Source organism: Pseudomonas sp. Q12-87 (assembly GCF_001269755.1).
Taxonomy (GTDB): domain Bacteria; phylum Pseudomonadota; class Gammaproteobacteria; order Pseudomonadales; family Pseudomonadaceae; genus Aquipseudomonas; species Aquipseudomonas fluorescens_S.
This window is the reverse complement of the sequence record NZ_LHVI01000029.1, coordinates 114100-138308: the sequence shown is the minus strand read 5'-3', so window position 1 is coordinate 138308 and position 24209 is coordinate 114100. Positions and strand designations below refer to the sequence as shown.

23 protein-coding genes are annotated in these 24209 nt (G+C 60.1%); 14 read left to right on the top strand and 9 right to left on the bottom strand.

Annotated features, from left to right (window positions below; translation table 11 throughout):
* Positions 1 to 8: 8 nt before the first annotated feature.
* Together AD663_RS22400 and AD663_RS22395 are read right to left on the bottom strand one after the other, a co-directional pair.
* Positions 9 to 1916, bottom strand: a complete 1908-nt coding sequence (locus AD663_RS22400; RefSeq protein ID WP_003185274.1) for an alkaline phosphatase D family protein — start codon at positions 1914 to 1916, stop codon at positions 9 to 11.
* A gap of 134 nt (positions 1917 to 2050) precedes the next feature.
* Positions 2051 to 3046 carry a TRAP transporter substrate-binding protein gene (locus AD663_RS22395; RefSeq protein ID WP_003185272.1) on the bottom strand — a complete coding sequence of 332 codons (996 nt, stop codon included), beginning with the start codon at positions 3044 to 3046 and terminating at the stop codon, positions 2051 to 2053.
* A gap of 176 nt (positions 3047 to 3222) precedes the next feature.
* On the opposite strand from AD663_RS22395, the gene AD663_RS22390 reads away from it, so the two are divergent.
* The 9 genes from AD663_RS22390 to AD663_RS22345 all read left to right on the top strand — a co-directional run bounded on the left by AD663_RS22390 (position 3223) and on the right by AD663_RS22345 (position 11812).
* Positions 3223 to 3735 (top strand): type VI secretion system amidase effector protein Tae4, encoded by a 513-nt coding sequence (locus tag AD663_RS22390; protein ID WP_003185270.1) that lies wholly within the window; start codon positions 3223 to 3225, stop codon positions 3733 to 3735.
* Positions 3732 to 3959 (top strand): membrane protein, encoded by a 228-nt coding sequence (locus tag AD663_RS22385; RefSeq protein ID WP_003185268.1) that lies wholly within the window; start codon positions 3732 to 3734, stop codon positions 3957 to 3959. Before AD663_RS22390 ends, AD663_RS22385 begins: the two co-directional genes overlap by 4 nt.
* A gap of 540 nt (positions 3960 to 4499) precedes the next feature.
* The gene (locus AD663_RS22375) at positions 4500 to 5654 is read left to right on the top strand and encodes a mandelate racemase family protein (RefSeq protein WP_003185265.1); all 1155 of its coding nucleotides are present in this window, start codon (positions 4500 to 4502) and stop codon (positions 5652 to 5654) included.
* Positions 5655 to 5725: 71 nt separating this feature from the next.
* Entirely contained in the window at positions 5726 to 7348 is a 1623-nt protein-coding gene (locus AD663_RS22370; protein ID WP_003185263.1) for an ABC transporter substrate-binding protein, read from the top strand.
* Between the two features lie 34 nt (positions 7349 to 7382).
* Positions 7383 to 8420 carry an ABC transporter permease gene (locus AD663_RS22365; protein ID WP_003185260.1) on the top strand — a complete coding sequence of 346 codons (1038 nt, stop codon included), beginning with the start codon at positions 7383 to 7385 and terminating at the stop codon, positions 8418 to 8420.
* Positions 8420 to 9328: an ABC transporter permease gene (locus tag AD663_RS22360; protein ID WP_003185258.1), complete on the top strand. Its 909-nt coding sequence runs from the start codon at positions 8420 to 8422 to the stop codon at positions 9326 to 9328. Before AD663_RS22365 ends, AD663_RS22360 begins: the two co-directional genes overlap by 1 nt.
* A 10-nt stretch (positions 9329 to 9338) precedes the next feature.
* Entirely contained in the window at positions 9339 to 10178 is an 840-nt protein-coding gene (locus AD663_RS22355) for an ABC transporter ATP-binding protein (protein ID WP_003185256.1), read from the top strand.
* A gap of 10 nt (positions 10179 to 10188) precedes the next feature.
* Positions 10189 to 10956, top strand: a complete 768-nt coding sequence (locus AD663_RS22350) for an ABC transporter ATP-binding protein (RefSeq protein ID WP_003185254.1) — start codon at positions 10189 to 10191, stop codon at positions 10954 to 10956.
* 133 nt (positions 10957 to 11089) lie between these two features.
* The gene (locus AD663_RS22345) at positions 11090 to 11812 is read left to right on the top strand and encodes an oligogalacturonate-specific porin KdgM family protein (RefSeq protein WP_003185253.1); all 723 of its coding nucleotides are present in this window, start codon (positions 11090 to 11092) and stop codon (positions 11810 to 11812) included.
* Between the two features lie 218 nt (positions 11813 to 12030).
* On the opposite strand, the gene AD663_RS22340 is transcribed toward AD663_RS22345, so the two are convergent.
* Positions 12031 to 12774, bottom strand: a complete 744-nt coding sequence (locus AD663_RS22340) for a FadR/GntR family transcriptional regulator (RefSeq protein ID WP_053214553.1) — start codon at positions 12772 to 12774, stop codon at positions 12031 to 12033.
* 96 nt (positions 12775 to 12870) lie between these two features.
* On the opposite strand from AD663_RS22340, the gene AD663_RS22335 reads away from it, so the two are divergent.
* Complete coding sequence (locus AD663_RS22335) at positions 12871 to 13584, top strand: FadR/GntR family transcriptional regulator (protein ID WP_053214552.1); 714 nt, start codon at positions 12871 to 12873, stop codon at positions 13582 to 13584.
* Between the two features lie 54 nt (positions 13585 to 13638).
* Here the strand turns inward: AD663_RS22335 and aceE are convergent, their stop codons facing one another.
* Complete coding sequence (gene aceE / locus AD663_RS22330) at positions 13639 to 16308, bottom strand: pyruvate dehydrogenase (acetyl-transferring), homodimeric type (RefSeq protein ID WP_053214551.1); 2670 nt, start codon at positions 16306 to 16308, stop codon at positions 13639 to 13641.
* 173 nt (positions 16309 to 16481) lie between these two features.
* On the opposite strand from aceE, the gene AD663_RS22325 reads away from it, so the two are divergent.
* Entirely contained in the window at positions 16482 to 16934 is a 453-nt protein-coding gene (locus AD663_RS22325) for a MarR family winged helix-turn-helix transcriptional regulator (RefSeq protein WP_003185245.1), read from the top strand.
* Between the two features lie 10 nt (positions 16935 to 16944).
* Here AD663_RS22325 and AD663_RS22320 read toward each other — a convergent pair whose 3' ends face one another.
* Positions 16945 to 18045 carry a hypothetical protein gene (locus AD663_RS22320; RefSeq protein WP_053214550.1) on the bottom strand — a complete coding sequence of 367 codons (1101 nt, stop codon included), beginning with the start codon at positions 18043 to 18045 and terminating at the stop codon, positions 16945 to 16947.
* A gap of 95 nt (positions 18046 to 18140) precedes the next feature.
* Between AD663_RS22320 and AD663_RS29445 the strand changes: the two genes are divergently transcribed.
* A complete protein-coding gene (locus tag AD663_RS29445; protein WP_256217236.1) occupies positions 18141 to 18461 on the top strand; it encodes a hypothetical protein in 321 nt (106 codons plus the stop codon).
* On the opposite strand, the gene AD663_RS22310 is transcribed toward AD663_RS29445, so the two are convergent.
* The gene (locus AD663_RS22310) at positions 18458 to 19507 is read right to left on the bottom strand and encodes a hypothetical protein (protein ID WP_053214548.1); all 1050 of its coding nucleotides are present in this window, start codon (positions 19505 to 19507) and stop codon (positions 18458 to 18460) included. The two genes, AD663_RS29445 and AD663_RS22310, sit on opposite strands and share 4 nt — an antisense overlap.
* 182 nt (positions 19508 to 19689) lie before the next feature.
* Positions 19690 to 20106, bottom strand: coding sequence for a VOC family protein (locus AD663_RS22305; protein WP_003185240.1), 417 nt, complete (start codon positions 20104 to 20106; stop codon positions 19690 to 19692).
* Between the two features lie 151 nt (positions 20107 to 20257).
* On the opposite strand from AD663_RS22305, the gene AD663_RS22300 reads away from it, so the two are divergent.
* A complete protein-coding gene (locus AD663_RS22300; RefSeq protein ID WP_003185238.1) occupies positions 20258 to 20962 on the top strand; it encodes a hypothetical protein in 705 nt (234 codons plus the stop codon).
* 527 nt (positions 20963 to 21489) lie between these two features.
* Positions 21490 to 22035 carry a DUF4256 domain-containing protein gene (locus AD663_RS22295; RefSeq protein ID WP_003185236.1) on the top strand — a complete coding sequence of 182 codons (546 nt, stop codon included), beginning with the start codon at positions 21490 to 21492 and terminating at the stop codon, positions 22033 to 22035.
* Between the two features lie 84 nt (positions 22036 to 22119).
* Here AD663_RS22295 and AD663_RS22290 read toward each other — a convergent pair whose 3' ends face one another.
* Both AD663_RS22290 and AD663_RS22285 read right to left on the bottom strand, forming a co-directional pair.
* On the bottom strand, positions 22120 to 23628 hold the full coding sequence (locus AD663_RS22290) for a hypothetical protein (RefSeq protein WP_003185234.1): 1509 nt from the start codon (positions 23626 to 23628) through the stop codon (positions 22120 to 22122).
* A gap of 109 nt (positions 23629 to 23737) precedes the next feature.
* Positions 23738 to 24142, bottom strand: coding sequence for a DUF488 domain-containing protein (locus AD663_RS22285; protein WP_053214547.1), 405 nt, complete (start codon positions 24140 to 24142; stop codon positions 23738 to 23740).
* Positions 24143 to 24209 lie beyond the last annotated feature (67 nt).

Here is a 24209-nt window from a genome sequence, read left to right as displayed (position 1 = left end):
CGACAGCTTCAGGTCGGAGGCGATTTGGGTGGCCGCATGCGTGTCGGCGGTTGGCCGTTGGCGTTGTGCTGGTAGATCTGCGTGGGTTGGCCCTGTTCATTGAAAAACACCTGGCCGATCCCCGCGCTGTTCCATAACCGCTCGCCTGCCTCGGCGTGTTCTGGGGTATGGGGGACGATGCGCATGCTCCGGCGCTGGGTGAACCAGTTCAGGGGCGAGCGCGGGGAATAGAGCCAGCGGTTCAGGCGGTCGAACCATTCCAGCAACGCGGGGGGAAATTCATTCTTGATACCGCTGCTGGTGATCTGCCAGATACGCGGGCCGCCCTTGCGGTGTGGGATCAACACCTCATAGACGAAGGAATAATGCACATCACCCGACAGCACCACGTAGTTACCGGGTGTGCGCGAGTGCCGGAAAATATTCAGGATCACCTGGGCCGCGCCGCGATGGGCCATCCAGTTTTCCGCGTCTACCAGCAGCGGATAACCGCACCAGCTGAACACCCGCTGCACGGTCTCGATCAGCTTTACACCGAAGATCGGCGCCGGTGAGACGATGATTGCCGAAGGATGATCCAGCAGTTCTTGCTGCAATTCGCTCAGGGCTTCCCAATCCAACAGGCCGGAAGGTTGCTTGAGATTGTTCTCGCTGCGCCAGCGCCGGGTGCGGGTGTCGAGCACCACCAGCGCCGGCGTGCTCGGCAACAGGTAATGCCATTGCTGGAAAGCCAGCAGGGTGCCGATGAGTTTGTCCTGGGAGCTGCTGTCGAGGTAGCGATCCCGGGCGGTGTCACTCAACGCCACGGTTTGCTCGATCACGTCGGCAAAGGCATCCGGGTTGTTGCCCCAGCCCTGGCAGAGCAAATAAGCGATCAACGCATTGCCGATGATGCGCTTGGAGAATGGATGGCTGTAGGCCGTTTCCTCCCATTGCGCGGACAGGTTCCAGTCATCGGTAATGTCGTGATCGTCGAAAATCATCAGGCACGACAGGTGCGCAAACACCCGCGCCACGCCGCCCAGTCCGGCCTTGAAGCCCTCGATGCGTTGCTGTTCCAAGTCGTAGCGCTGGCGCCGTTCAGCGGTGAGTTCGGGCGGCTGCGGATCGATCAGCATCCACGGTATCGGCGACCATACCAGCAGATACATCGCCATGACTTCGGCGAAGGTCACCAAGTGATTATCGGCGCTGCTGCTGGTGAAAATCGGCTTACGCGCACCGCCGAAAAATCGCTCGCGCAGGGTTTCGTTGCTCTCAAGCGCGGGTAACAAATCGGCGCGATGGTAATAACTGGCCGGGTGCTGATAAAGCTTGGCGCTGTCTTCCACCACGGCACCGTCGAGGCATTCCTCGAACAACCCGAGCCGCCCGATCAGCGCGTGAATCGCTCGCAACATCGGCCCGGCGACATCATCGGCATAGACCTGGTCGCCGCTCATCATCAACAGTGCCGGTCGATGCGCCGGGTTCCCAGCCAACAGACGATCGACGCAGAGCAGGCCATCGTTGGCTGGATGATGGGGCTTGCGGCAGGAACCGTGGACCAATTGGTCGATGCGCGAATGCAGTATGAAATTCGGGCGCTGCGCCTCGCCATATAGCAAGTGGGGCGCCCATGCGGCAATGGGCTCGCCATCCACCAGCAGGTCATAATCAATCACCACGTCCCGGGGGAGCGGGGTGTCGAGGCGCACATCGACCAGATGCACGAACGCCTGCTGCCCCACCGGCACCACTGTGCAACGCGGCGCATCCAGCTCAAGATCGCCGACGCCGTCCACCCGCAGCGTCAGCGCCAAGGGTCGCGTACCTACTAGCCACATCACCAGCCGCGAGGGTTCCAGCCGCCGCAACAGCGGGCCGACGAGAACAGGGGGCAGGGCAGTGAAGATGTCAGGGGCAGGCGACAGCATCAGGGGTAAAAGCTCTGTTCAGGGGAAGGCGGGGATCATAGCGCAATGTGCTGTGCAGCTGGGGATGGGGGGGCGGGCACTTTGTGGCAAGGGAGCAAGCGCCCTTGCCACAGGAAAGTGTTAGCCTGGCGACGTCACTGGGCTGTGTTGGAAGCCTCGGCCGCCTTGATCAAATCCGGCCCGATGTCCTTTTCGAACTTCGCCCAGACCGGCTTCATCTTGTCGCGCCACGCGCTGCGTTCCTCCGGCGTGAGGGCAATGATCTCGGTGGTCTTGGCATCCAGGACGAACTGCTTGTCCTGTTGATTCAGTCGCTGTGCTTCGTTATTGGCGTAGGCGGTGGATTCCACCACGATCTTTTCCAGCTCGGTACGGATGTCCTGCGGCAGGCCGTTCCAGAAGTCTGACGTGGTGATCAGCATGTAGTCGAGTATGCCGTGGTTGGTCTCGGTGACGTACTTCTGCACTTCGTTGAGCTTCTGGTCATAAAAATTCGAATAGGGGTTTTCCGTCCCGTTCATCAGGCCAGTCCGCAAGCCCTGGAACACCACCGAGAAAATCATCGGCTGCGCCTTGGCGTCCACCGCCTTGAATTGCTCTTGCAGCACAGTGGAAGTCTGTATGCGAAAGGTCAGGCCACGGGCATCGTCGGGCTTGCGCAATGGTCTGTTGGCCGACAACTGCTTCATGCCGTTGTGCCAATAGGCCAGGCCGGTGATGTTCTTGCTTTCCATGGACTTGAGCAGCTTCTGACCCTCGGGGCTCTGCTGGAAGCGATCCACCGCGGCGATGTCGTCAAACAAAAACGGCAAATCGAACAACTGAACTGCCTTGGTGTACTGATCGAACTTGGCCAGCGACCGCGCAATGATCTGCACATCCCCCAGGAGTAACGCTTCCATCTCCTTGTCATCGCCGTACAGCGTGGAATTGGGGTATACCTCGACCTTCACTCTACCCGGCAGCCGTTCTTCCGCCAGCTTCTTGAACATCAGCGCGCCCTGGCCCTTGGGCGTCTGCTCGCCCACCACGTGGGAAAACTTGATGACGATCGGCTCGGCCGCCATGGCTGTGCCGCATGCAACGAGAGCGAGCGCGCAGAGGAGCGTTTTCCATATAGGTTTGAGCATTGCGGGTTTCCCTTTTTATTCGTCTTTATCGTACGGGCCCATTCAAAACCCGGCGTACAGCGGACAGCTGCAAGTCTAGGGGAAAAACTGTCGACTGCAGGGGTTCGATGCAGGAGTGCTGATCGGCATCTGCTAGGCTACGCCCTCAGAGCCGAGAACCTAGGGAAGGGAGCAGGATGTTTACATTCGATAAATTATGGAATAGCCATCCGCAGATATACGGTGACGCCGCACCCTGTAGAGATAAAGGCATCAAAAACTTCAGTGACCAATGTGCGATCAACCTCGGCGTAGCCCTGCGCCGCGCCGGTGCCGACATGAGCCAGCTCAAAAGCGTGCGCCATTGTTGGCAGCACGCCAAAAGCGAAGGGCACATCCTGGCCGCTGAAGAGCTTGCCAGCGCCTTGATCCGCGCCAGGATTCCTGGCTTGCAGCCGATGAAGAAAGTCAAAAGCGAAGCCTTCGAAGAAGACCTGAAAGGTCAGCAGGGGGTTATTTTTTTCAAGGATTTCTGGCGTCGTGCAAATGAAACCAGCGCTGGTCGCAGTGGTGATCACATCGACCTATGGAATGGTCGGCGTCTGACCGATTGGATGAGCTACGTGCGCATACAAATGGGTTTTTCAATCGAAGGTACGTTCTCGGATTTCCATGACTCCAAAGACATATGGTTTTGGAGGGTCATATGAACTTCATCAAGGGAGCGTTGTTTGTCCTCCTGATCATTGCCCTGGCCGTTGGGGCGTTCAATCTGGTCTTCATAGCGGTTGGCAACTACTTTGGACCGTTTTACGAGAGCGATGCGGATCAGAGCCGTAACTTTGCAATCTGGTTGTTCGGTAATGCCGGGGTGCTGATTATCGCAGCGGTGGTGGGCGTGCTCTGGAATCGCCGACGCAACCCCCGAATCTGACAGCGGTCGACGCCTTGCATCAACATGTGAGGCAGTCCTGGGGCGATCCTGGGCTACTCCTCCCTGGGCAAGGTGAGATTCGAATTTACCGAGGCGAGCCCCGTCTAAATCGCCAGGATGATTTCCTGCCCCCTTCTGACCTGACCCTGCGTGCCTATGGCTGGCACAGACGCTGTGCCAGCCATAGGCCCCTGTGGTAGCGAGCTTGCTCGCGATGACGGCAGCACCTTCAACATCATCGGCCCAGGCATACCGCTATCGCGAGCAAGCTCGCTCCCACAGGGTTTTCTAGCCCCCAGCTCCATTTGTTTGCCTCCTGGTCACCGTTCCTTCCTGCGCCAAGTGGTAACCCTTTTTGCGTTTGTGGTATGACGACATTTGTGGATTTCACACGCAGAAATGACCTTTCCTTTCAAGTGAAGCCCATTTAATCGCATGTTTTGTTGAATTTCAGGGTTGACAGCTCACTCGAAACATCAGAATAATCCGAAAAGTTGTATGACGACATACAAATAAAAACAACTCAGGGTTTACTTCTCTATGCGAATCACAGGCGTACACGTCGAAGTTTTTTCCACCCCTTCGCGCCGCGCTCAAGACAGCGCCGGCCACGCCCACCCCGGCGATGAGGTCATGATCAAAATGGCCCTGCTGCGAATCGGCTGTGATGACGGCAGTGAGGGATATGCCTTTGGTCCGCCTGAATTGATTCGCCCGCACATCATCGAATCCTTCGTGCGCAAAGTGCTGATCGGTCGCGACCCGATGGATCGCGAGAGCATCTGGCAAGACCTGGCGCACTGGCAGCGCGGCAGTGCCGGGCAGTTCACCGATCGGGCGTTGGCGCTGGTGGAGCAAGCGCTGTGGGATCTGGCCGGGCGCAAGCTGAAGTTGCCGGTGCACAAGTTGATTGGTGGTTATCGCGACAAGGTCCCGGCGTACGGTTCGACGATGTGCGGCGACGATTTGCCCGGCGGCCTGTCCACGCCGGACGAATACGGCCAGTTCGCCGAGAAGCTGGTCCAGCGCGGCTACAAAGCCATCAAGTTGCACACCTGGATGCCGCCGATTTCCTTCGCACCGAATCCGCAAATGGACATCCAGGCCTGCGCCGCGGTGCGTGAAGCGGTGGGGCCGGACATCGCGCTGATGCTCGACGGTTATCACTGGTACAGCCGCATGGATGCGTTGACCATCGGCAAGGCGCTGGAGAAGCTGAATTTCGCCTGGTTCGAAGAGCCGATGATGGAAGATTCCGCCGAGTCCTATGCCTGGCTGGCCGCCAACCTGGACATCCCGGTGCTAGGCCCGGAAAGCATCGCCGGCAAGTTTCACAGCCGCGCCAGTTGGGTGACGCAGAAGTCCTGTGACATCCTGCGCGCCGGCGTGGCCGGGGTCGGTGGCATCGGGCCGTGCCTGAAGGTGGCGCACCTGGCCGAATCATTCGGCATGGACTGCGAAGTGCACGGCAATGGCGCGGCGAACCTGGCGGTGGTCGGGGCCATCAGCAACTGCCGCTGGTACGAGCGCGGCCTGCTGCATCCGTTCCTCGACTATGAAGACGTCCCGGCGCACCTCAACAGCATCGTCGATCCCATGGATGCCGACGGTTATGTGCACCTGTCGGATCGGCCTGGATTGGGTGAGGACATCAACTTCGCGTACATCGAGGCCAATACCTTGTCTCGACATTGACCGTGCGGTACGTCCGAGGCCAATAGCTGCCCGGGCGACAAGTCTTTATAAATATAAGAAAGGACTGAACCATGAATCTCTGGCCCAAGCGCCTGACCAGGCTGCTGTGTGTCACCGTGGCCCTGTGGGCAGTGCAGGTGCCCGCAAGCCTGGCCCAAGGCGAAACGCCCGCCGACCAATTGGTGGTGGGCATGAGCATGATCAACCTGTTGTCCCTGGACCCCGCCGCCGCGACGGGCCTGGAGGTCGCCGAGGTCAACGCCAATGTCTATGACATGCTCCTGGAGCAGGACGCGGCGCAGCCGGACACGCTGATTCCGGCCCTGGCGAAAGCCTGGGAGATCAGCCCCGACCGCATGCGCCTGACCTTCCAGTTGCGCAATGACGTGCGCTTTCACTCCGGCACTCCGCTCACGGCGCAAGACGTTGCCTGGTCATTGCAACGCGTCGTCACCCTCAACCGCGCCCTGGCCTCCACTTGGAAAGCCTACGGCTTCACCGCTGAAAACGTCACCACGCTGATGCGCGCCGAAGGGCCGCACACCTTTGTCATGGAACTGCCGCGCAGCACCGATCCGATGCTAGTGCTCAACACCCTGGCCACCTCGCCCAGCGCTTTCATCATCGATCGTTCGGTCGCCTTGCAGCATCAGGTCGGCGACGACCAGGGCGCTGCGTGGCTGGCGACTCACACGGCCGGTTCCGGCGCGTTCAAGCTCGACATCTGGCGGGCCAACGACGTGATCCTGATGAGTCGCAACGACGACTATTGGCGCGGCGCTCCGAAGCTGCGCCGGGTGATCATGCGCAACATGACCGAATCCCAGGCGTTGCGCCTGATGGTCGAACGCGGTGACCTGGACGTCGCCCGCGGCATGGCCGCCACGGACATCAAGGCGCTGGGCAAGGTCGATGAGGTCCGTATCCAAAGCATCGCCCGGGGCACGCTGTACTACGTGGCGATGAGCATGCAGCAGCCGTTGTTCCAGGACATCCGTGTGCGCCAGGCGATCCGCCTGCTCATCGATTACCAAGGCATCAATGACGTGGTCATGCCGCACTACGGCGTGATCAATCAGCGACCGTTGCAGCTGGGGCTGCCGGCACGCCTGGACGACCCGGGTTATCGCCTGGACGTGGACGAAGCCAAGCGTCTGCTGGCAGCGGCGGGTCACGCCGATGGCTTCAAAATCACCATCCGTTCGCTGACCGATCCACCCTTCATCAACATCGCCACCAGTCTGCAAGCGACGCTGGCCCAGGCCGGTATCCAGGCGACGATCATCACCGGCACCGGCAACCAGATCTACGGGGCGATGCGCGACCGCCAGTTCGACATTCTCGTCGGTCGCGGTGGTGGCGGGGCGGAGCGGCATCCACATTCGAGCCTGCGTGCCCTGGTGTACAACCCGGACAACCGCACCGAAGCCAAGTTGAGCAACTTCCAAGGCTGGCGCACCTCGTTCTTCAACCCGCAGCTCAACCAGATGATCGAGCAGGCCGAGCGCGAGCGCGACCCAGAACGCCAGCGTGAAATCTACGCACAGATCCAGACCCTCTATGACCAGCAGGCCGGGGCGATCATGCCGGTCTCGCAGATGGTCGATGAGGTGGTGATCCACGCGGATGTGCGCAACTACATCGGCCACACCGCCGCTACCACCCGTCTTCGGGACGTCTACAAGCAGCGCTGAAATCGACGGCCATATGGCCAAGGCAGGAATGAACATGTCGACTGCATCATTTTCAATCTGGACAACCCGGGCCGCTTCGGCGACCCGGCGCGGCGGTTCGGTGGCGGTGACGCTACTGGGGTTGCTGCTGCTGACCTTTTTCATCGGTCGCGTCATGCCTCTGGACCCGGTGCTCGCCATCGTCGGCCCGGACGCCGACGCCTCGGCCTACGCCCAGGTGTACAAAGAGCTGGGCCTGGATAAACCGTTGTGGACCCAGTTCGCGATCTACCTCGGCGATCTGCTGCACGGTGACTTCGGCATGGCCTTGCTGACCGGCAACCCGGTCATCAGCGACATCGCCCGGGTCTTCCCGGCGACGTTGGAACTGGCGACCCTGGCCATTCTGTTCGGCGTGCTGGCGGGCTTGCCGCTGGGTGTCTACGCGGCAACCCACCAGGGCCGTGCCGGTGACCATGTCGCACGGTTGATCACGCTGTTCGGTTACTCCACGCCGATTTTCTGGATCGGCATGATGGCCTTCCTGGTGTTCTACGCCTGGCTGGGTTGGGCCGGTGGCGTCGGGCGCATCGGCTTGGCCTATGACGGGCTGATCCCCAGACACACCGGGCTGCTGCTGATCGATACCGCCTGGTCTGGCGAGTGGGAGGCTTTCCGCAGTGCGTTGCGCCACATTCTGTTGCCGGCGGTGATCCTCAGCTTCAACTCGGTCGCCTACATCAGCCGCATGACCCGCAGCTTCATGCTCGAGCAACTGTCCCAGGAGTACATCATCACCGCCCGGGTCAAGGGTTTGTCCCAGCGGCGGATCGTCTGGGGCCATGCCTTCGGCAACATCCGCGTGCAGTTGTTGACCATCGTCGCGCTGGCCTACGGCGGCCTGTTGGAAGGCGCGGTGTTGATCGAAACCGTGTTCGCCTGGCCGGGCTTCGGCCAGTACCTGACCAGCAGCCTTCTACTCGGCGACATGAACGCGGTGATGGCGTGCGTGCTGCTGATCGGCCTCATCTTCGTGACGCTGAACCTGATCAGCGATGCGCTGTACAAGATCTTCGACCCGAGGACTCGCTAATGAACCTGCCCCTTGCTTCCAGCGCCGCCGGCAGTGCCGCGCTGCCCGCTTCGAGTACGGCAGCGCTGGCGGCCAGCGCCTTGCGCCTGCTGCGTTTCCTGCTGCGCAACCCGATGACCTTCGCCGGCCTGATTGTGGTCTCGACGCTGATCCTGGTCGCCGTTTTCGCACCGTGGATTGCCGGTCACGACCCATTGCTGCAGAACCTTGCCGGGGCCTTGCAGGCGCCAAGCAGCGTGCACTGGTTCGGCACCGACGAATACGGTCGCGATGTCTTCGCTCGGCTGGTGTACGGCTCGCGCATCACGCTGTACATCGTCTTGCTGGTGACGGTCATTGTCGGCCCCATCGGCCTGTTGGTCGGAACGGTTTCCGGTTACTTCGGCGGTTGGGTGGACAGCCTGTTCATGCGCATCACCGACATCTTCATCTCGTTCCCCAGCCTGGTGTTGGCGCTGGCGTTCATCGCCGCCCTCGGCCCGGGATTGGAGCATGCGGTGATCGCCATCGCACTGACGGCCTGGCCACCGATTGCCCGTCTCGCTCGCGCCGAAACACTGCCGCTGCGCAACGCCGACTTCATCGTCGCGGTGCAGCTGCAGGGCGCGTCGAGTACCCGCTTGATCCTGCGCCACATCATCCCGATGTGCCTGTCGTCGGTGATCATCCGCCTGACCATGAACATGGCGAGCATCATCCTCACCGCCGCCGCCCTGGGCTTTCTCGGCTTGGGCGCCCAGGCACCGCTGCCGGAGTGGGGCGCGATGATCTCCACCGGGAGGCGCTACATGCTCGAAAGCTGGTGGCTGGTGGCGGCGCCGGGTGCGGCGATCATGCTGGTCAGCCTCGCTTTCAACCTGTTGGGCGACGGCTTGCGCGACGTCCTCGACCCACGCAGCCAATCCTGAGGAACAGCCCATGACTGAGATAAAACTTGCCGTGCAGGACTTGTGTGTGGAGTTCCGCAACGCCGGCAAAACCTCGTTGGCGGTGCGTGACGTGTCATTCACTCTGGGCCGGGAAAAACTCGCCATCGTCGGTGAGTCCGGCTCGGGCAAATCCACCGTTGGCCGCAGTCTTCTGCGCCTGCATCCGCCGACGGCACGGGTCACCGCCAAGACGTTGCGCTTCGCCGATATCGACCTGTTGGCCGCCAGCGAAAAACAGATCCAGGCGATTCGCGGTGCGCGCATGTCGATGATCATGCAAGACCCCAAGTACTCGTTGAACCCGGTGGTGCGAGTCGGCGAACAAATCGCCGAGGCGTACCTGGCCCACAACAAAGTGCCCCATCGCGAGGCCCGCGAACGGGCCTTGGACATGCTCGCCAAGGTGCACATCCGCGACCCCCAGCGGGTCTACGATTTGTATCCCCACGAGGTCTCGGGCGGCATGGGCCAGCGGATCATGATCGCCATGATGGTCATCACCGATCCCCAGGTGATCATCGCCGACGAACCCACTTCGGCACTGGACGTGTCGGTGCGCCGGCAAGTGCTCAACGTGCTGGAAGAATTGGTCAGCGAGCGCGACCTGGGGCTCATTTTCATCAGCCACGACTTGAATCTGGTGCGACATTTCTGCGACCGCGTGCTGGTGATGTACGCCGGCCGGGTGGTCGAGTCGATTGCCGCCGCCGACCTGGACCAAGCCAGCCATCCCTACACCCGTGGGCTGCTGGCCGCACTGCCCAGCCTGGATCATCCACGCGCCACGCTGCCGGTGTTGCAGCGCGACCCACTCTGGTTGAACGCTTGAGGAGCCTGTCATGAGCATGATTGAAATCGTCGGTCTGAACCTCAGTTTCGGCACGGGCGCGGCACTGAACGCGGTACTGCACGACGTCGATTTGAGCGTGGCCGAAGGCGAGGCATTCGGCTTGGTGGGGGAGTCCGGTTCCGGCAAGACCACCGTGCTGCGTTGCCTGGCCGGGCAGTACCAGCATTGGACCGGGCAACTGCACATCGCCGGCCAGGCCGTGACCCGCAACCTGCCGCTGAACCACTACCGCACCGTGCAGATGGTGTTCCAGGACCCGTATGCCTCGTTGCACCCGCGCTACACCATCGATGCCGCGCTGCAAGAACCGCTGCGCATTCACGGCATCGACGGGCGCGCGCAGAAGGTCAGCGAGATCCTGCGCAAGGTCGGTTTGAACGACAGTTTTCGTTTCCGCTATCCGCATCAGTTGTCCGGTGGCCAGCGCCAACGGGTGGCGATTGCCCGTGCGCTGATCCTGCGCCCCCGGGTGCTGTTGCTGGACGAGCCGACCTCGGCACTGGATGTCTCGGTGCAGGCGGAAATCCTCAACCTGCTGGCCGACCTCCGTCGTCAGGAAGGGCTGACTTACCTGATGGTCACCCACGATCTGGCGGTGGTGGCGCATTTGTGTGATCGGCTGGCGGTGATGCAACAGGGCAGGGTGGTGGAGACGCTCGACAGTCAGCTTCTGGCGAACGACGGCGCGACGCATGCGTATACCCGTTTGTTGGTGCAGGCCAGCCGCGACCTACAGCGCGTGCCCATCGCTGTTTGAGTTTCTATTAATCAGTTGTACTTGTTTTAACCCGTAGAAAACGTTGAAGCCCAGGCATCAATGCTGCGCACGCGCTCGCCTGCGATTTGACGTTTAACCCAACTTGCTCTTTTAACTCACAAGAATAAAAAACATGAAAAAGACACTCGCCGTACTGACCGTTACTTCACTGTTCGCCTCGGTTGTGGCCCACGCCGATACCGGTTATATCAACGTTCGCCATCAATATGCGGAACAATCGCGCATGCACGCCGACCGTGCCAAGTTCGGCATGCGCCTGGACAATGGCGTGGGCCTGGAAGGTGAACTCAAATACAAGACCGCCGGTGATCGTGAAGACGTGGCCTTCGACAACACCGTCGGCAGCGGTCATGAATTTACCGTCAACTACCAGCACAAGATCGATGACCGCTGGACGCTGACACCTTCGTTCGCCATGGAAAGCGACGAGGAGTCCACCACCTACAAATTCGGCATGCGCCTGGGCTACAAAATCACCAAGGAACTGAGCATTGCCGGTCGCTACCGTTACGATTCATCCAAGCTCGACCGCGACCAGATCGACCGTGACGTGCCGGACAACGGTCAGGACGATCAGAAGATCAATCGCTATGACGTCTACGTCAATTACGCGAACCAAGGGCCGTGGGCCTATGAATATCAACTCACTTACTTTGACGCCAACTACATTCGTTATAACGGCGGCACCGACGACTATGAACAGAATGCTGTAGTCAAGTACAAGTGGGACAAACGCTGGGCGCCGTTCTTTGAAGTGGGTGATATCAAAGTCAACTCCGTCGACAGTGATCGGCAACTGCGCCTGCGGGTCGGTATTCAGTACAACTTTTTCTGATCCAGGTTGTGAGAGCAAGCGCCCACAGACAGCGCTGCTCGTTCAAGGGGGCGATGAATCCGTGGCGAGGGAGCTTGCTCTCGCTGGACTGCGCAGCAGGCCCATTCTTGTGAGCGCTTCGCACTGGAGCGCCAGCCCGGTCAAGCGGGAGCAAGCTCCCTCGCCACGATGAGTCAGGCAAAACCTTGAGTGAACAGCAATTGCCACAGGGGGTGAGGTTATTCGTTGTAGAACGCCTGCCGTTGCTGGGTTTCACACAGGCGCATGCGGCTGTTGCTCAAATGCAGGTACATGGCCGCCCGCGCCGCATCGACATTGCCGCTGGAGATGGCGTCGAAGATCTGCTGGTGTTCGGCGTTGATCCCTTGCAGGTACGCGCTGCGATCGCTCTGCCCGGAATAAGCGGAGTTCATCCGGGTACGCGGGATCAGCTTCGTGCCCAGGTGCTTCATGATGTCGATCAGGTAGTAATTGCCGGCCGCCTTGGCGATTTTCAAATGGAATTGGAAATCGGCGTTGATGGTGGTGCCGGACTTTTCCGGCCCTTGCAGCAACGCCTCCAAGGCCTGGGCCAGCTCGGCCAAGGCTTCGGGCGTTGCGCGCTCGGCGGCCATGCCAGCGGCCTGGACTTCCAGGCTCAGGCGAAACTCCAACAGATTGAGCACGTCCGACAACGTCGCGATTGTCGCGGGACCGAGGGTAAAGCCCTCCGGTGCCGGCATATCCAGGACAAAGGTCCCGACGCCATGCCGCGTCTCCACCAGCCCCGCCGCTTGCAAGCGCGAAAGCGCCTCACGCACCACCGAACGACTGACGCCTTCGGCTTCCATGATGTGCACTTCGGTGGGGAGCTTTTCGCCGCGCTTGAGAATGCCTTCACGCATGCGCTGGGCAAAGCGGTCGACCAGGGTTTCGGCGAGGCGGCGTGGCTTGTTCAATGGAGATAACGCTTGATCCGTCATCGGCTTGCTCTTGTTTGATCAGCGGGCATTATAGTGCGTTTCGCCGTTAGGTCGCGGCTATAATGCGCGATCGTCTGGCTTTAATGGATAGCTGCAATGGACCGTGTCACACCCGATCGACGCCTGAGCATGACCCAGCAACTGGTGGTCGACCTGACGCAGCAGATACTGGCCGGCGACTTGCCTGCGGGCAGCAAGTTACCCACCGAACAAGTCATCATCAAGGAGCGCGGCGTCAGCCGGACGGTGGTCCGCGAAGCCATGTCGCGGCTTCAGGCCGAAGGCTTGGTCGAAACCCGTCACGGCATCGGCACCTTCGTTGTCGACACCGCCCGCCCGGGTGATTTCCAGGGCAGCAAACACGTCAAGGGCGGCGCCTACGATGCGCTCGCCGTCATCGAACTGCGCCTGAGCCTGGAAGTGGAAGCCGCCGGCATCGCCGCACAACGGGCCACGCCGGAGCAGTTGCAGGCCATGCGTGAAGCGCTCGACGCGGCGAATGCGCTTGAAGCTGCCAATGACGAAAGCGCCCAGGTGGATTTCGAATTCCATTTGCAGATCGCCCAGTGCACCGGCAACAGCTTCTTTATCGATGCCATGGCCCATGTGGGCAACACGTTGATCGCCGTCGTGCAACAGGCCGGACCCGCGGAGACGGGCGGAAATCGGGCATTGGTGGTGCGTGAGCGGGAGCAGATCTACGCGGCGTTGGCGCGGCGGGATGCGGAAGCGGCGCGGGCTTCGATGCGCCTGCATTTGATCAATATGCTGCAGCGGGTTAGGGGTGTGGTTGAGCCAGCGGCGCAATAACACGTCCAACGGTTGCAGCGGCGCCCTGAGGGGGCGCCGCTGCAAGGCTCAGGCTCAAACCTTTGCAGGGTTCTGCTTTTGCGGATCAATGCCGTAGAGCCTGATCGCCTCGGCTACTTTTTCCCGAGGCATTTTTCCGTCGTCGGCCAGAGCCTTCAACGCCGCGAGGGCGATGAAGTGCCGATCCACTTCGAAGAACCTGCGCAGCGACTCGCGGGTATCCGATTGGCCGAAACCGTCGGTGCCGAGGGCCACGAAGCGGCGATTGGCTACGAACGGGCGAATCTGATCGGCGAATATCTTCATGTAGTCAGTCGCGACCACCACCGGCCCCTGTTTGTCCTGCAGGCAACTTTCCACATAACCGATACGCGGCGCATGCTCGGGATGCAGCAGGTTCCAGCGTTCGGCTTCCTGCCCATCGCGACGCAGTTCGGTCAGGCTGGTAACGCTCCAGACTTCGCTGCTGACGCCGAAGTCCTGTTCCAGCAACTGAGCTGCCGCGACCACTTCCTGAAGAATCGAACCACAGCCCATCAGCTGGACATGCTTGCCTTCGACAGTTTTTTCAGGCGCCGAGAGCCGGTACATGCCCTTGAGGATGCCGTGCTCGACGCCTTCGGGCATCGCTGGATGGGCGTAGTTTTCGTTCAGAACGGTGATGTAATAAAAGACGTCTTCGTTTTCGGCATACATCCGCCGCATGCCGTCCTGGATGATCACCGCCAGTTCATACGCGTAGGTCGGGTCATAGGACACGCAGCATGGGATGGTCGACGACAGCACATGGCTGTGACCGTCGTCATGTTGCAGGCCTTCGCCCATCAGCGTGGTCCTGCCGGAGGTGGCGCCGAGCAGGAAGCCGCGGGCGCGTGCGTCACCTGCCGCCCAGGCGAGGTCGCCGACGCGCTGGAAGCCAAACATCGAATAAAAGATGTAGAAGGGCACCGTCATCACGCCGTGGGTGCTGTAGGACGTACTGGCAGCGATCCACGAAGAAATCCCGCCGGATTCGTTCAGCCCCTCCTGCATGATCTGGCCGTCCCGGGCTTCTTTGTAGTAGCTCAGCTGGCCGGCGTCTTGGGGCGTATACAGCTGGCCGACGTGGGAATGGATACCGATCTGGCGGAACAGGCTTTCCATGCCGAAGGTACGTGATTCGTCCGGGACAATGGGCACGATCAGCTTGCCGATGTTCGGGTCCTTGAGCAGCGTGCCGAGAATGCGTACGAACGCCATGGTCGTGGAGATGGCCCGTTCGCCGGTGCCTTTGAGCTGTGTGTCCAAGGCCGACAGGGGTGGAACCTGCAAGGGCGCCACGGCATTGAAACGGGCCGGGATGTAGCCACCCAATTGGTTGCGCCTGGCTTGCAGGTAAAGGGCCTCGACGCTGTCCGCAGCCGGCTTGAGGTAAGGCATGTCGCCCAACTGGTCATCGCTGAGTTCCAGTCCGAACCGATCACGGAACGCCTTGACCGCGTCGTCACCCATTTTCTTCAGTTGGTGGTTGATATTCTGGCCTTCACCGGCTTCGCCCATGCCGAAACCTTTAACGGTCTTGGCCAGGATGACGGTCGGCCCGCCGGTATGGCGCATGGCGGCGGCATAGGCGTTGTGGACCTTCTCAGGGTCGTGGCCGCCGCGAGACAGCTTCCAGATCTCGTCATCGCTCAGGTCGCTGACCAGCTCCAACAGCTCAGGATACTTTCCAAAGAAGTGCTCGCGCACATAGGCGCCATTCTGGGATTTGTAGTTCTGGTAGTCGCCGTCCACGCACTCCATCATCCGCTGGCGCAGCAGGCCGCTCTTGTCCTTTTCCAGCAGGGCATCCCAGCCGCTGCCCCAGATCACCTTGATCACATTCCAGCCGGCCGCCCGGTACAGGCTTTCGAATTCCTGAATCACCTTGCTGTTGCCACGCACCGGGCCGTCCAGGCGTTGCAGGTTGCAGTTGACGACAAAGATGATGTTGTCGAGCTTCTCCCGACCCGCCAGGGAAATCGCCGCCAGCGATTCCGGCTGGTCCATTTCACCGTCACCGAGGAACGCCCAGACTTTGCGGCCCTGGTGTTCCTTCAGGCCGCGATCCTCCAGGTAGCGCATGAATCGCGCCTGGTACGCGGCCGTGATGGGGCCGAGCCCCATGGACACCGTCGGGAATTGCCAGAAGTCCGGCATCAGTCGTGGATGCGGATAGGACGAGACGCCATCGCGATCGGTCTCGCGACGAAAGTTATCCAGCTGATCCTCGCTCAGGCGTCCTTCCAGATAGGCGCGTGCGTAGATGCCAGGTGAGGAGTGGCCCTGGATGTACAGCATGTCACCGGCGAACTGCTCGGTGCGGCCACGGAAAAAATGCTCGAAGCCGACGTCATACAAAATCGCCGCCGACGCGTAGGACGCGATGTGCCCACCCACGTTCGAGTGTTTGCCGGCGCGCAGCACCATGGCCAGCGCGTTCCAGCGAATATAGGCGTTGATCCGGCGCTCCACGGCCAGGTCGCCGGGGTAGGGCTGCTGGCGGTCGACCGGTATCGTATTGACGTAGGGCGTCGTCACGCGACCGTAGAAATCGCCGTGGCGGTTGGCGTCGAAATCAAGCATCTGGTCGATCAGGTAGTGGGCGCGAGGACGCCCTTCGACACTCGCCACCGATTCAATGGATTCGAGCCATTCGCGAGTCTCTTGTGGATCCTCGTCGAGAAACATGGATTGTTGTGCCATCGTTGTCGTCTCCTGGACAGTGCTGCAGCACCGAGTCGTTTGGTGCCTGACTAAGGGGCGTGGGGCGACGCCAACCTTCGAGAATTTTGTAGTTGCAGATGCAACTACGTGCGAGAACTTAGCCTGCCGCGCGCTACAATTGCAACTAAATCGATTTCTAAGAAAGGTGCTGCATGTCTTCCAACGAGCCGGATACCTGGTTCAGATTCGTCAGGGCCCACCGTTGCCTGATCCGCGAAATCGAGCGCCGACTGGCGGCCGCCGGGCTGCCTGCCTACGCCTGGTACGACGCGTTATGGGGCCTGGAAAGCGGCCCGGACGGCGCACGTCGCATGAGCGAGCTGGCCGACGTCATGGCCATCGAGCGCTACAACCTCACCCGCCTGGTGGACCGCCTGGAGGCGGAAGGCCTGGTCACCCGCAGCCGCGCCAGCGATGACGGTCGAGGTGCGTATGCCGCCATCACCGAGAGCGGAAAAGCGCTGCGCAAGAAGATGTGGAAAATCTACGAAGGCGCGGTGGACGAATTGTTCCTGTCACAATTCGACGACGACCAGCAGCGGGTCTTCAGCCAAGCGCTGGAGCGCGCGGCCAATGCCGCGCGCGGCAGCGGTCGAGCGAAGTGAACGCTACGTTTCATTGCAACAGATACCGACTCATCGCCTGCTTGACGCACGCCTGTTCGATGACACCTTCCTGAGCCAGCGCTTGCAGCGCCAGCACCACGATCCAGTGTTTATCCACGGCTTGCGAAGAGGTTCCGGTCGAATCGGCGCCGAGCGCTACGAACCTTGACGTGACATGTGCGCCGATCTGAGCGGCGACGTGCTGCGCGTAGCCCGTCACGGCGACGACCGGGCTCCTCCCCGCGCCCAGGCAATCGAGCAGATGCGCGGACCGCTTCGGCTTTTCAGGGTGCAGGCGGTTCCAGCGTTGGGCTTTGTCCGCGTCACGGGCCAGGCGGGTGTAGCTGGGGCAGCTCCACAGTTCACTCGCGATGCCCCAGTGTTCACCCAGCATCCGTGCTGCGCTCATCACCGACTGCAACGCCAACCCGGCGCCCAGCAAGCGAACCTGGGGCGCTCCTACATCAGTTTCGATCTCGGTGAGCTTGTACATTCCCTTGAGTGCCTGGCTCGCACTGATGTTGCCGACGGGACCGAGGAAATCGTTGGGCTCATCGTGAAGCGCCATGTAATAAAAACCGTCGTTACCCTCCACGTACAGGCTCTGCAAAGCGGCCAGGGCAATGGCGTGCGCTTCGGCACCGCTGGCCGGATCGAAGGGCAGGCATTGTGGGTTGGCCACTAGCCAAAGTGGCATCCAAGGGTGAACGCCTTTAGGCCATCGCGAAGGCAAGGTTTCGATGTCGTTGCACAAAATGCCCCGGTTGGCGGACTCGTTCGACAGCGCGCAAAGTTCCGCCGATGTCGCCGAGCTGGTCAGATACAGCAGCGGCTTTTCGCTGGCGCGTGCGGCAGGACTCAAACGCAGGGGCCAGGCACTGATGCGGGTGTGACAGTTCTCGACTTCAGGTTGCTTGTTGGCGCGGATCACCCAGACATGCCGGGCGGTTCCCGGGTCCCTCTCGAGGCGATTGGCGATATCGATCATGGTGTAGAGCGGCGAGGAAAAACCGCTGGCGTGCAGCTCTGAAAGCGTTCGGATCTTGTTGATACAGGCCTGGGCGGCCAGGCGGGTCTCTGGTGTTTTGCTGAAGCTGGCAAAGCCGATCATTCCACAATCTCCGTGCGTTCCGTCGTGCTTGCACCATACGGCACGGCTCAATATGATTGCAAATGCAATGAAATCCACCTGAAATGGAGTTCCTCATGACCACGGCTTCCGCCATTACGCTCTATACGGCAGATACGCCCAACGGGCAGAAAATCAGTATTTTCTTGAAAGAGGCAGGCATCGATTACGACGTGGTGAGGCTCAATCTGTCTGAAGGGCGGCCCGATGCTGGGCCAGCTCTGGTGGTTCGCCCAGGTACGTTTGCTGTTGTCATCGCCGACCAGCACTTTGAAGTGCCGCATACCTGCCCACACCGCGCCGGATGGCTGGAGCATGGGGGTGATCAATCAGCAGCGCAAAAGCATCACCTGCCTCTTGCACTTTTCGGTGTTCAGCCTGGAAAGTGTTCCTACTAGTTGCGCTTCCAGCACTCCGCAAACCGCGCACATACCCCGTAACGCTCATCCATCTGCGCCATCCTCTCCAAGTGATGACCTACCGCTTCGACCGTCACCCCATTCCCGATCCGGAAGTACTCCACCATCATCGCGACGTCCAGGTCGATCTCGGCTTTCTCCGGCTTGGCATTGGCGGTTTTGGGCAACGCCCATTGTTCCAACTGCTCATCCTTCAACTGCCGCAGGCGCACCTGGTATTCCTCCTTGAAGCGTTCCATCGAGCGCGCTTTTTTCTGCGCCATGTCATCGCCAAACGTCTTCAGGTTTTCCCGGTACAGCGTCCAGTAGTCAGCCGGCAGCTCGAAGCCGAGCTTGGCCTTGCGTTCGCTGATCAAGGTGTCCAGCTTCTCGGGCGAATAAGGCTCGATTTTTTCTTTGGCCGGGTCGGCCTTTACGGTGACGACCAGGCTTTTGTCGATGACCCGGTTCATCAGCTCCAGGCGATGGGGCGTGTCCGGGTAGGTTTTGGGAAACAGCGCATTGCGACCGGCGCAGGCCGGGAAGTCTTTCTTCAAGAGCGGAATCGGCGTGCGCACGTCCTTGCCATCGACCCGTTGCAAGCGTTGCAACTGAGTCTGGCAAAAGTTCTTCTCGGACTTGAAGGTCACCTCGTATTCCGCATTGGCTTCGGGGGTAAAGTTGAAGCCCTTGCCGCACACGGCATAACCCGTGTTCATGTTGGTGCGCAAGTAAATCTGCTCGCCGGGCTTGAGCTTGACCTCCAGATAACCCTTGGCGTCCTTGGGCGCCGGAACGCTCATCCCCACCCGCCGCGCGGTATCGCTCAGCAGCAGATTGTTGAGAATGCCCGTGGTTTGCCCGTCGCAATGAGCTGCGTCGAAATAATCCAGTGTGGCGTTGCTGGTATTGGCGACGAACCGCAACTTGGCAGCGTCCGGTTCAATCGCGTCGGGGTAACTGCCGTTGACGCTGCAACCGCCGAGCATTACAAACAACGCCGATAACACTGACAACGAGGAAGAGCGGCGGGGCAGGGTGAACATGGGGCGGCCTTGAAGGATCTATAAAGTTGACGAATGCTACTGAAGTGCCACCATTGCGTCCATCACCGGCCGCTTGTGGGAGCGAGCTTGCTCGCGATGACGCCGGCACAGTCAACATCACCGATCCAGACAGACCGCTTTCGCGAGCAAGCCTGCACAGGGGGATTGCCCGCAGTTGCAGCTCAGGGCTCCAGCGCCGGCCCCTTCAACTCGATCTGGTTGCCGTCCGGATCGAAGCAGTAGATCGACCAACCTTTTCCCTCCGCGCCATAGCGCATCTGGGCTTTCTCAACGCTCAGGCCGGCTGAAGTCAAATGAGCAAGAAGGGCAGGCTCATCGAACGGCTCGATACGCAGGCAGAGGTGGTCAACATTGTGTCCCTTTTTACCGGCCGCCGGCCCACCCTGGCGACCGAGAGGCCCGTCGACAGCCACCAGGTCAATCATCGAAACACCGGTGCCCAGATGAAGCATGCCAAGATCGTCCCGGCGCTTCTTGAGCTCGCAACCGAGCACCGCTGTGTAGAAAGCCAGGCTACGCTCGAGGTCTTTTACACGCAGGACGATGTGGTCGATACGTTGAATCGTGAAGTGCCGCATACAGGCCTCATGTATTGAGTGATGGACGCTACGGGTTACTTCACCTTAGCTAACCATGCTGGAATGGCATAGCGACACAAAGCTCTGTGGAAGCGAGCTTGCTCGCGATGACGTCATCTTGACCACCACAAATACCCGGACTCGCCACCTCATGATGAAATGGTTCAAAACTCTCACCCGGACAGATGCCATTGCAACTCTGGCCCTGGTCGTCTCCATCGCCTCCGCTTACTTCAGCTACCAGCAATATCAGGACAGCGTCGCCAGCCGCAGAACTCCGATCATCATCCGGGTCGGCGCCGAACACACCAAGGTGTCGTTCTACAAACCCTTCGCAGATTTCCCGTCGGTACTCTTCAAGCAACGCTACAAAATCATCCTCACCAACAATAGTTTCAATCCGGAAAGTGTCATCGATTGGCGGATATGGGAGCGCAGGGAAAATGGCGGCGGGGAGTACGCCGGCATGAAATCCAAACTCCTCGATTCGACGGGCACACCGATAACCTTGCCCTTCCTGATCGCCGCGAAAGAAAGCAAGGTGGTCTTCCTGGACGTCGGCCAGAAAGTCACGCCAGAGGCCTGGGCGGCGGTGGGCTCAAGCGTGAAAGTTGGTAACGAGATGGACTGGTTCGAGGCCGACCGGGTTTTTTCCGATGCAGGCTTTCCGCTGTTTGGGCAGCTCACGCCGGGGGAGAGCTCCAAGTATCAGGACCTGCAAGTCAACCGCTGGCTGGCCGGGCCGGCCTATCAGGAGTTTCAGTTGAGCTTCAGCAAGGCCGATGGTTATGAGGTGGCTGCGCAGCTGTCGTTGAATGTGAGTGATGTTTATCCACAGGGGGAGGCGCAGCGGTAGCTGGGTGTTTAGTCGCTTCGACCAGGTTTTTTGCACGCTATCAGCACGTCTGATAGCGCGCAAAAAACCTGATTCAAACGAGGCTCCAAATTCCTTGAATGAGTCCGATCTCGCGCCTCTGGTACTAGCCGATGGACCTTTCCATCAAGCGCAAACGCAGCTCTGGTTTGTCTTGCCTGGGCCCGATATCCGTCCAACCATGATGGCGGTAAAACTGCGCCGCCCTTTGGTTCGTCTCGCTCACAGATAATCTCATCCGCTCGCAGCCCAGCCCTGCAAGAAAACGGCAGCATGTCCTTGAAGAAGCGAACGCAAATGTCGCTGTCTTGGCCGAGGTTGATCGGTTGAAAGTTCAGCAAAGCATTCGGCGTGTTGTCGGTAGCCATTTGGGCATGACTCTGTGCTTCGATCAGGAAGGGATACGGACATCTTCGCGTAGGTATTCGAGTTTGTGTCGCTCGGATCTCAAACTTCCAGCGTTGGAGTCACTATCATTGGTCGACCGATCACCAGCGGACGCCCAAGCCATGAAAAAACAAGAACAAGACAACCTCATCCAAACCCTGAAAACCCGCTTCGAACAAAACCCCCAGCGTCATCCAGACATCGCCTGGGCCGACGTCCAATCCAGATTGGAAAACAACCCCAACACCCTGAAATCCCTTCAAGCCATGGAAGCCACGGGCGGCGAGCCAGACGTGATCGGCCACGATAAAGAAACCGGTCTTGTCACCTTCTGCGATTGCGCCAAAGAGAGCCCGACCGGCCGCCGGAGCCTCTGCTACGACCGCGCAGCCCTGGACGCACGCAAGGAGAACAAGCCCAAAGGCAGCGCCATGGAAATGGCCGAAGCGATGGGTATCGCCCTGCTGACGGAAGACCAATACCGGGCCCTGCAAACGCTCGGCGAGTTCGATGCCAAAACCTCCAGTTGGTTGGCAACGCCCCCTGAACTTCGCTCGCTCGATGGAGCGATCTTCGGCGACTACCGTTATGGCCGGGTGTTCGTCTACCACAACGGCGTGCAGTCGTATTACGCGGCGCGAGGGTTTCGCGGGTTGCTGCTCGTGTGAGAACACTGCTATCACCGTGGTGAGGGAGCAAGCTCCCTCACCACGGTGATAGCGTACGGTCGAAGAGGATGCGGCAGAGGCCCGTCACTCAAAAAACAGAACCTCACTCCCCTTGGCCTCGACCATCTCACTGAACGCGGGCAACCGCGCCACAAACGCCGTCTCGAACGCCAGGTACCGATCCTGTGCCGGCACATAACGAATACTCGGCTTGATCCGCACAATGTCCTTGGTAGACAGCTTCACCACCTCATCACTGCCCTGATTCCAGAACCAGACCAGGGTGTGCGAGCCAAACGTATTGGTCTGGTAGTTCCACACCCACCAATCACCGTGCCCTCGCGAAACATGAAGCTGCCCATGAAACGTGCGCAACGTGATGACCTGCTTCGGCTGGGTGACGAGCAAGCGCGTGTCCTGGCGCAGTTCGCTGCCGAAACCGTCCAGCGTTGCCTTACTCTTGGCCCCGGTGACAAAGTTGAAGCGCCACGCCAACAGCACCGTTTCCTGATAACCCGAATGCTCGACGTTCTGCCGTGCGCCTTCGCTGAACAGCAAAATCTCATCGCCCCCCAGATACGCGCTTGCCGCCCTGAGCTTATAAGCCTCGGCGGGCATCGGTTTGGCGGCGATGGTTTGCTGGGGCGTGTCCTGATTCCAGATCCAGCACTTCGGCCCATTGTGTTGCATGAACAGCAAGCGGCCAGGGCCGAGGGGCAGGATCGTCAGTTCATCCGCGTCCTCGAAAATCACCTCGCTGCTGTCCGCCGTGATCCGCCAGATCCGCGTCAAATGCTCGGGTTCGTAAAGGCGCTGACGTTCAAATATCAGCGACCCCAGCACCACGCAGGGCTCTTCAAACCCTGGCCATTCCACGTAGGCAGGTCCGAAATGCTCAATGGCATGACCCTGACGAGTTTCGTATGTGTACCGGTCGTCTGCGCTGTAATCACCGCGCTTAACCCGACGGCGCCACAACGTATGCTGGGCATCTGCATCAATGAGCGCCAGATCCGCGCCATCGATCCCATCGCTCCGGTGTTCAAGCATGTCCTGCTCAGCGGGCGGCCACTGGTTGTAATCAATCAGAAAGCACAGCCACTGATCTTCATCCTGTTCGGTGATCGCGGCCCAACCGTTGCGGTAGTTGTACTCATGCACATAGGTGGCGCCGGGATAGTCATGGACTTCCTGCAGCCACTTCACCTTACGGCCCTTGGGTTTGGCCGGTTTGCGTTCGGCGGAGGCAGGCTTGGGTGGCTCGATCAAGTTCGCGGTGAATCGCAGCTCGCCACGCTGGCCCTGCCAATGCTTGGCAAACGCCTCGCGCTGAGCGACCGGGACAACCACCGGCCGATAATCATCGCCACCGGCATCGAGATTCCACAGGTCATAGCCCTGGCTCGCCAACACCGGCGCCAACGCCTCGAAGCACACCTCGGGCATCTCGTTGGACAACTCATCCAACAGCGCCTCGAATACCGGGCCGGCAAACACACCGATGTCGGGATAGTAATGCTGCAACAACCCGAGCAAGTCGTTGCCGGGTGCCTTCCAATCGATATGAACCAAGGGATCAAATTGCGATTGCATCACGCCTGCCTTCCTTGTGATTTCTCTACGCGCCATCTTAGCCGCACACCCAAGGCAACCACCAATCCCCGTGGTGAGGAAGCAAGCTCCCTCGCCACGGGATTTCATATCACCGGTCCTGAAAATCTGAGAGATAACAAACCGGCGAACTGGCTTCCGCGCGTTTTTCCACCTCGTCCTCCAGCCATTCGGCCAACACCACCGCGTTGTTCTCAGCCGTTGCCTTGGCCGCATAAACCAACGTCAACGTCCCACCCCGCGCAACATCCACCAATTTCCACCAATGCTCCGGCCGTCCCGCCAGCTCCCGCCGATACGCCACGCTGAACCCGGCAAACGAAATCGCCCCCGCCTTGAACGCCTTGCGCAACTCATGGGAAGGCCCGACCTGCGGCAGCCACTCATCAATCACCAGCGTATCCTTGCGACAATTGCGCGGCCACAAGCGATCTACCAGAACCCGCACGCCGTCCTCGGCGCTCGCTGCTTCATAGGCGCGTTTGCATTGGATCATCAAAGCCCTGCCTGTCGAAGTGAGACCGCATCAGCATAGGTCGCCAGCGCTGGTGCGGCCATGGGTT

What these genes read in the sequence shown, in the direction of transcription:
- AD663_RS22385 (WP_003185268.1), top strand. Translation starts at nt 3,732, where the DNA reads ATGAACTTCATCAAGGGAGCGTTGTTTGTCCTCCTGATCATTGCCCTG.
- AD663_RS22290 (WP_003185234.1), bottom strand. Translation starts at nt 23,628, where the DNA reads ATGCAATCGCAATTTGATCCCTTGGTTCATATCGATTGGAAGGCACCC.
- AD663_RS22390 (WP_003185270.1), top strand. Translation starts at nt 3,223, where the DNA reads ATGTTTACATTCGATAAATTATGGAATAGCCATCCGCAGATATACGGT.
- AD663_RS29445 (WP_256217236.1), top strand. Translation starts at nt 18,141, where the DNA reads ATGACCACGGCTTCCGCCATTACGCTCTATACGGCAGATACGCCCAAC.
- AD663_RS22320 (WP_053214550.1), bottom strand. Translation starts at nt 18,045, where the DNA reads ATGATCGGCTTTGCCAGCTTCAGCAAAACACCAGAGACCCGCCTGGCC.
- AD663_RS22335 (WP_053214552.1), top strand. Translation starts at nt 12,871, where the DNA reads ATGGACCGTGTCACACCCGATCGACGCCTGAGCATGACCCAGCAACTG.
- AD663_RS22360 (WP_003185258.1), top strand. Translation starts at nt 8,420, where the DNA reads ATGAACCTGCCCCTTGCTTCCAGCGCCGCCGGCAGTGCCGCGCTGCCC.
- AD663_RS22340 (WP_053214553.1), bottom strand. Translation starts at nt 12,774, where the DNA reads ATGACGGATCAAGCGTTATCTCCATTGAACAAGCCACGCCGCCTCGCC.
- AD663_RS22345 (WP_003185253.1), top strand. Translation starts at nt 11,090, where the DNA reads ATGAAAAAGACACTCGCCGTACTGACCGTTACTTCACTGTTCGCCTCG.
- AD663_RS22325 (WP_003185245.1), top strand. Translation starts at nt 16,482, where the DNA reads ATGTCTTCCAACGAGCCGGATACCTGGTTCAGATTCGTCAGGGCCCAC.
- AD663_RS22355 (WP_003185256.1), top strand. Translation starts at nt 9,339, where the DNA reads ATGACTGAGATAAAACTTGCCGTGCAGGACTTGTGTGTGGAGTTCCGC.
- AD663_RS22350 (WP_003185254.1), top strand. Translation starts at nt 10,189, where the DNA reads ATGAGCATGATTGAAATCGTCGGTCTGAACCTCAGTTTCGGCACGGGC.
- AD663_RS22300 (WP_003185238.1), top strand. Translation starts at nt 20,258, where the DNA reads ATGATGAAATGGTTCAAAACTCTCACCCGGACAGATGCCATTGCAACT.
- AD663_RS22310 (WP_053214548.1), bottom strand. Translation starts at nt 19,507, where the DNA reads ATGTTCACCCTGCCCCGCCGCTCTTCCTCGTTGTCAGTGTTATCGGCG.
- AD663_RS22395 (WP_003185272.1), bottom strand. Translation starts at nt 3,046, where the DNA reads ATGCTCAAACCTATATGGAAAACGCTCCTCTGCGCGCTCGCTCTCGTT.
- AD663_RS22370 (WP_003185263.1), top strand. Translation starts at nt 5,726, where the DNA reads ATGAATCTCTGGCCCAAGCGCCTGACCAGGCTGCTGTGTGTCACCGTG.
- AD663_RS22305 (WP_003185240.1), bottom strand. Translation starts at nt 20,106, where the DNA reads ATGCGGCACTTCACGATTCAACGTATCGACCACATCGTCCTGCGTGTA.
- aceE (WP_053214551.1), bottom strand. Translation starts at nt 16,308, where the DNA reads ATGGCACAACAATCCATGTTTCTCGACGAGGATCCACAAGAGACTCGC.
- AD663_RS22285 (WP_053214547.1), bottom strand. Translation starts at nt 24,142, where the DNA reads ATGATCCAATGCAAACGCGCCTATGAAGCAGCGAGCGCCGAGGACGGC.
- AD663_RS22295 (WP_003185236.1), top strand. Translation starts at nt 21,490, where the DNA reads ATGAAAAAACAAGAACAAGACAACCTCATCCAAACCCTGAAAACCCGC.
- AD663_RS22400 (WP_003185274.1), bottom strand. Translation starts at nt 1,916, where the DNA reads ATGCTGTCGCCTGCCCCTGACATCTTCACTGCCCTGCCCCCTGTTCTC.
- AD663_RS22375 (WP_003185265.1), top strand. Translation starts at nt 4,500, where the DNA reads ATGCGAATCACAGGCGTACACGTCGAAGTTTTTTCCACCCCTTCGCGC.
- AD663_RS22365 (WP_003185260.1), top strand. Translation starts at nt 7,383, where the DNA reads ATGTCGACTGCATCATTTTCAATCTGGACAACCCGGGCCGCTTCGGCG.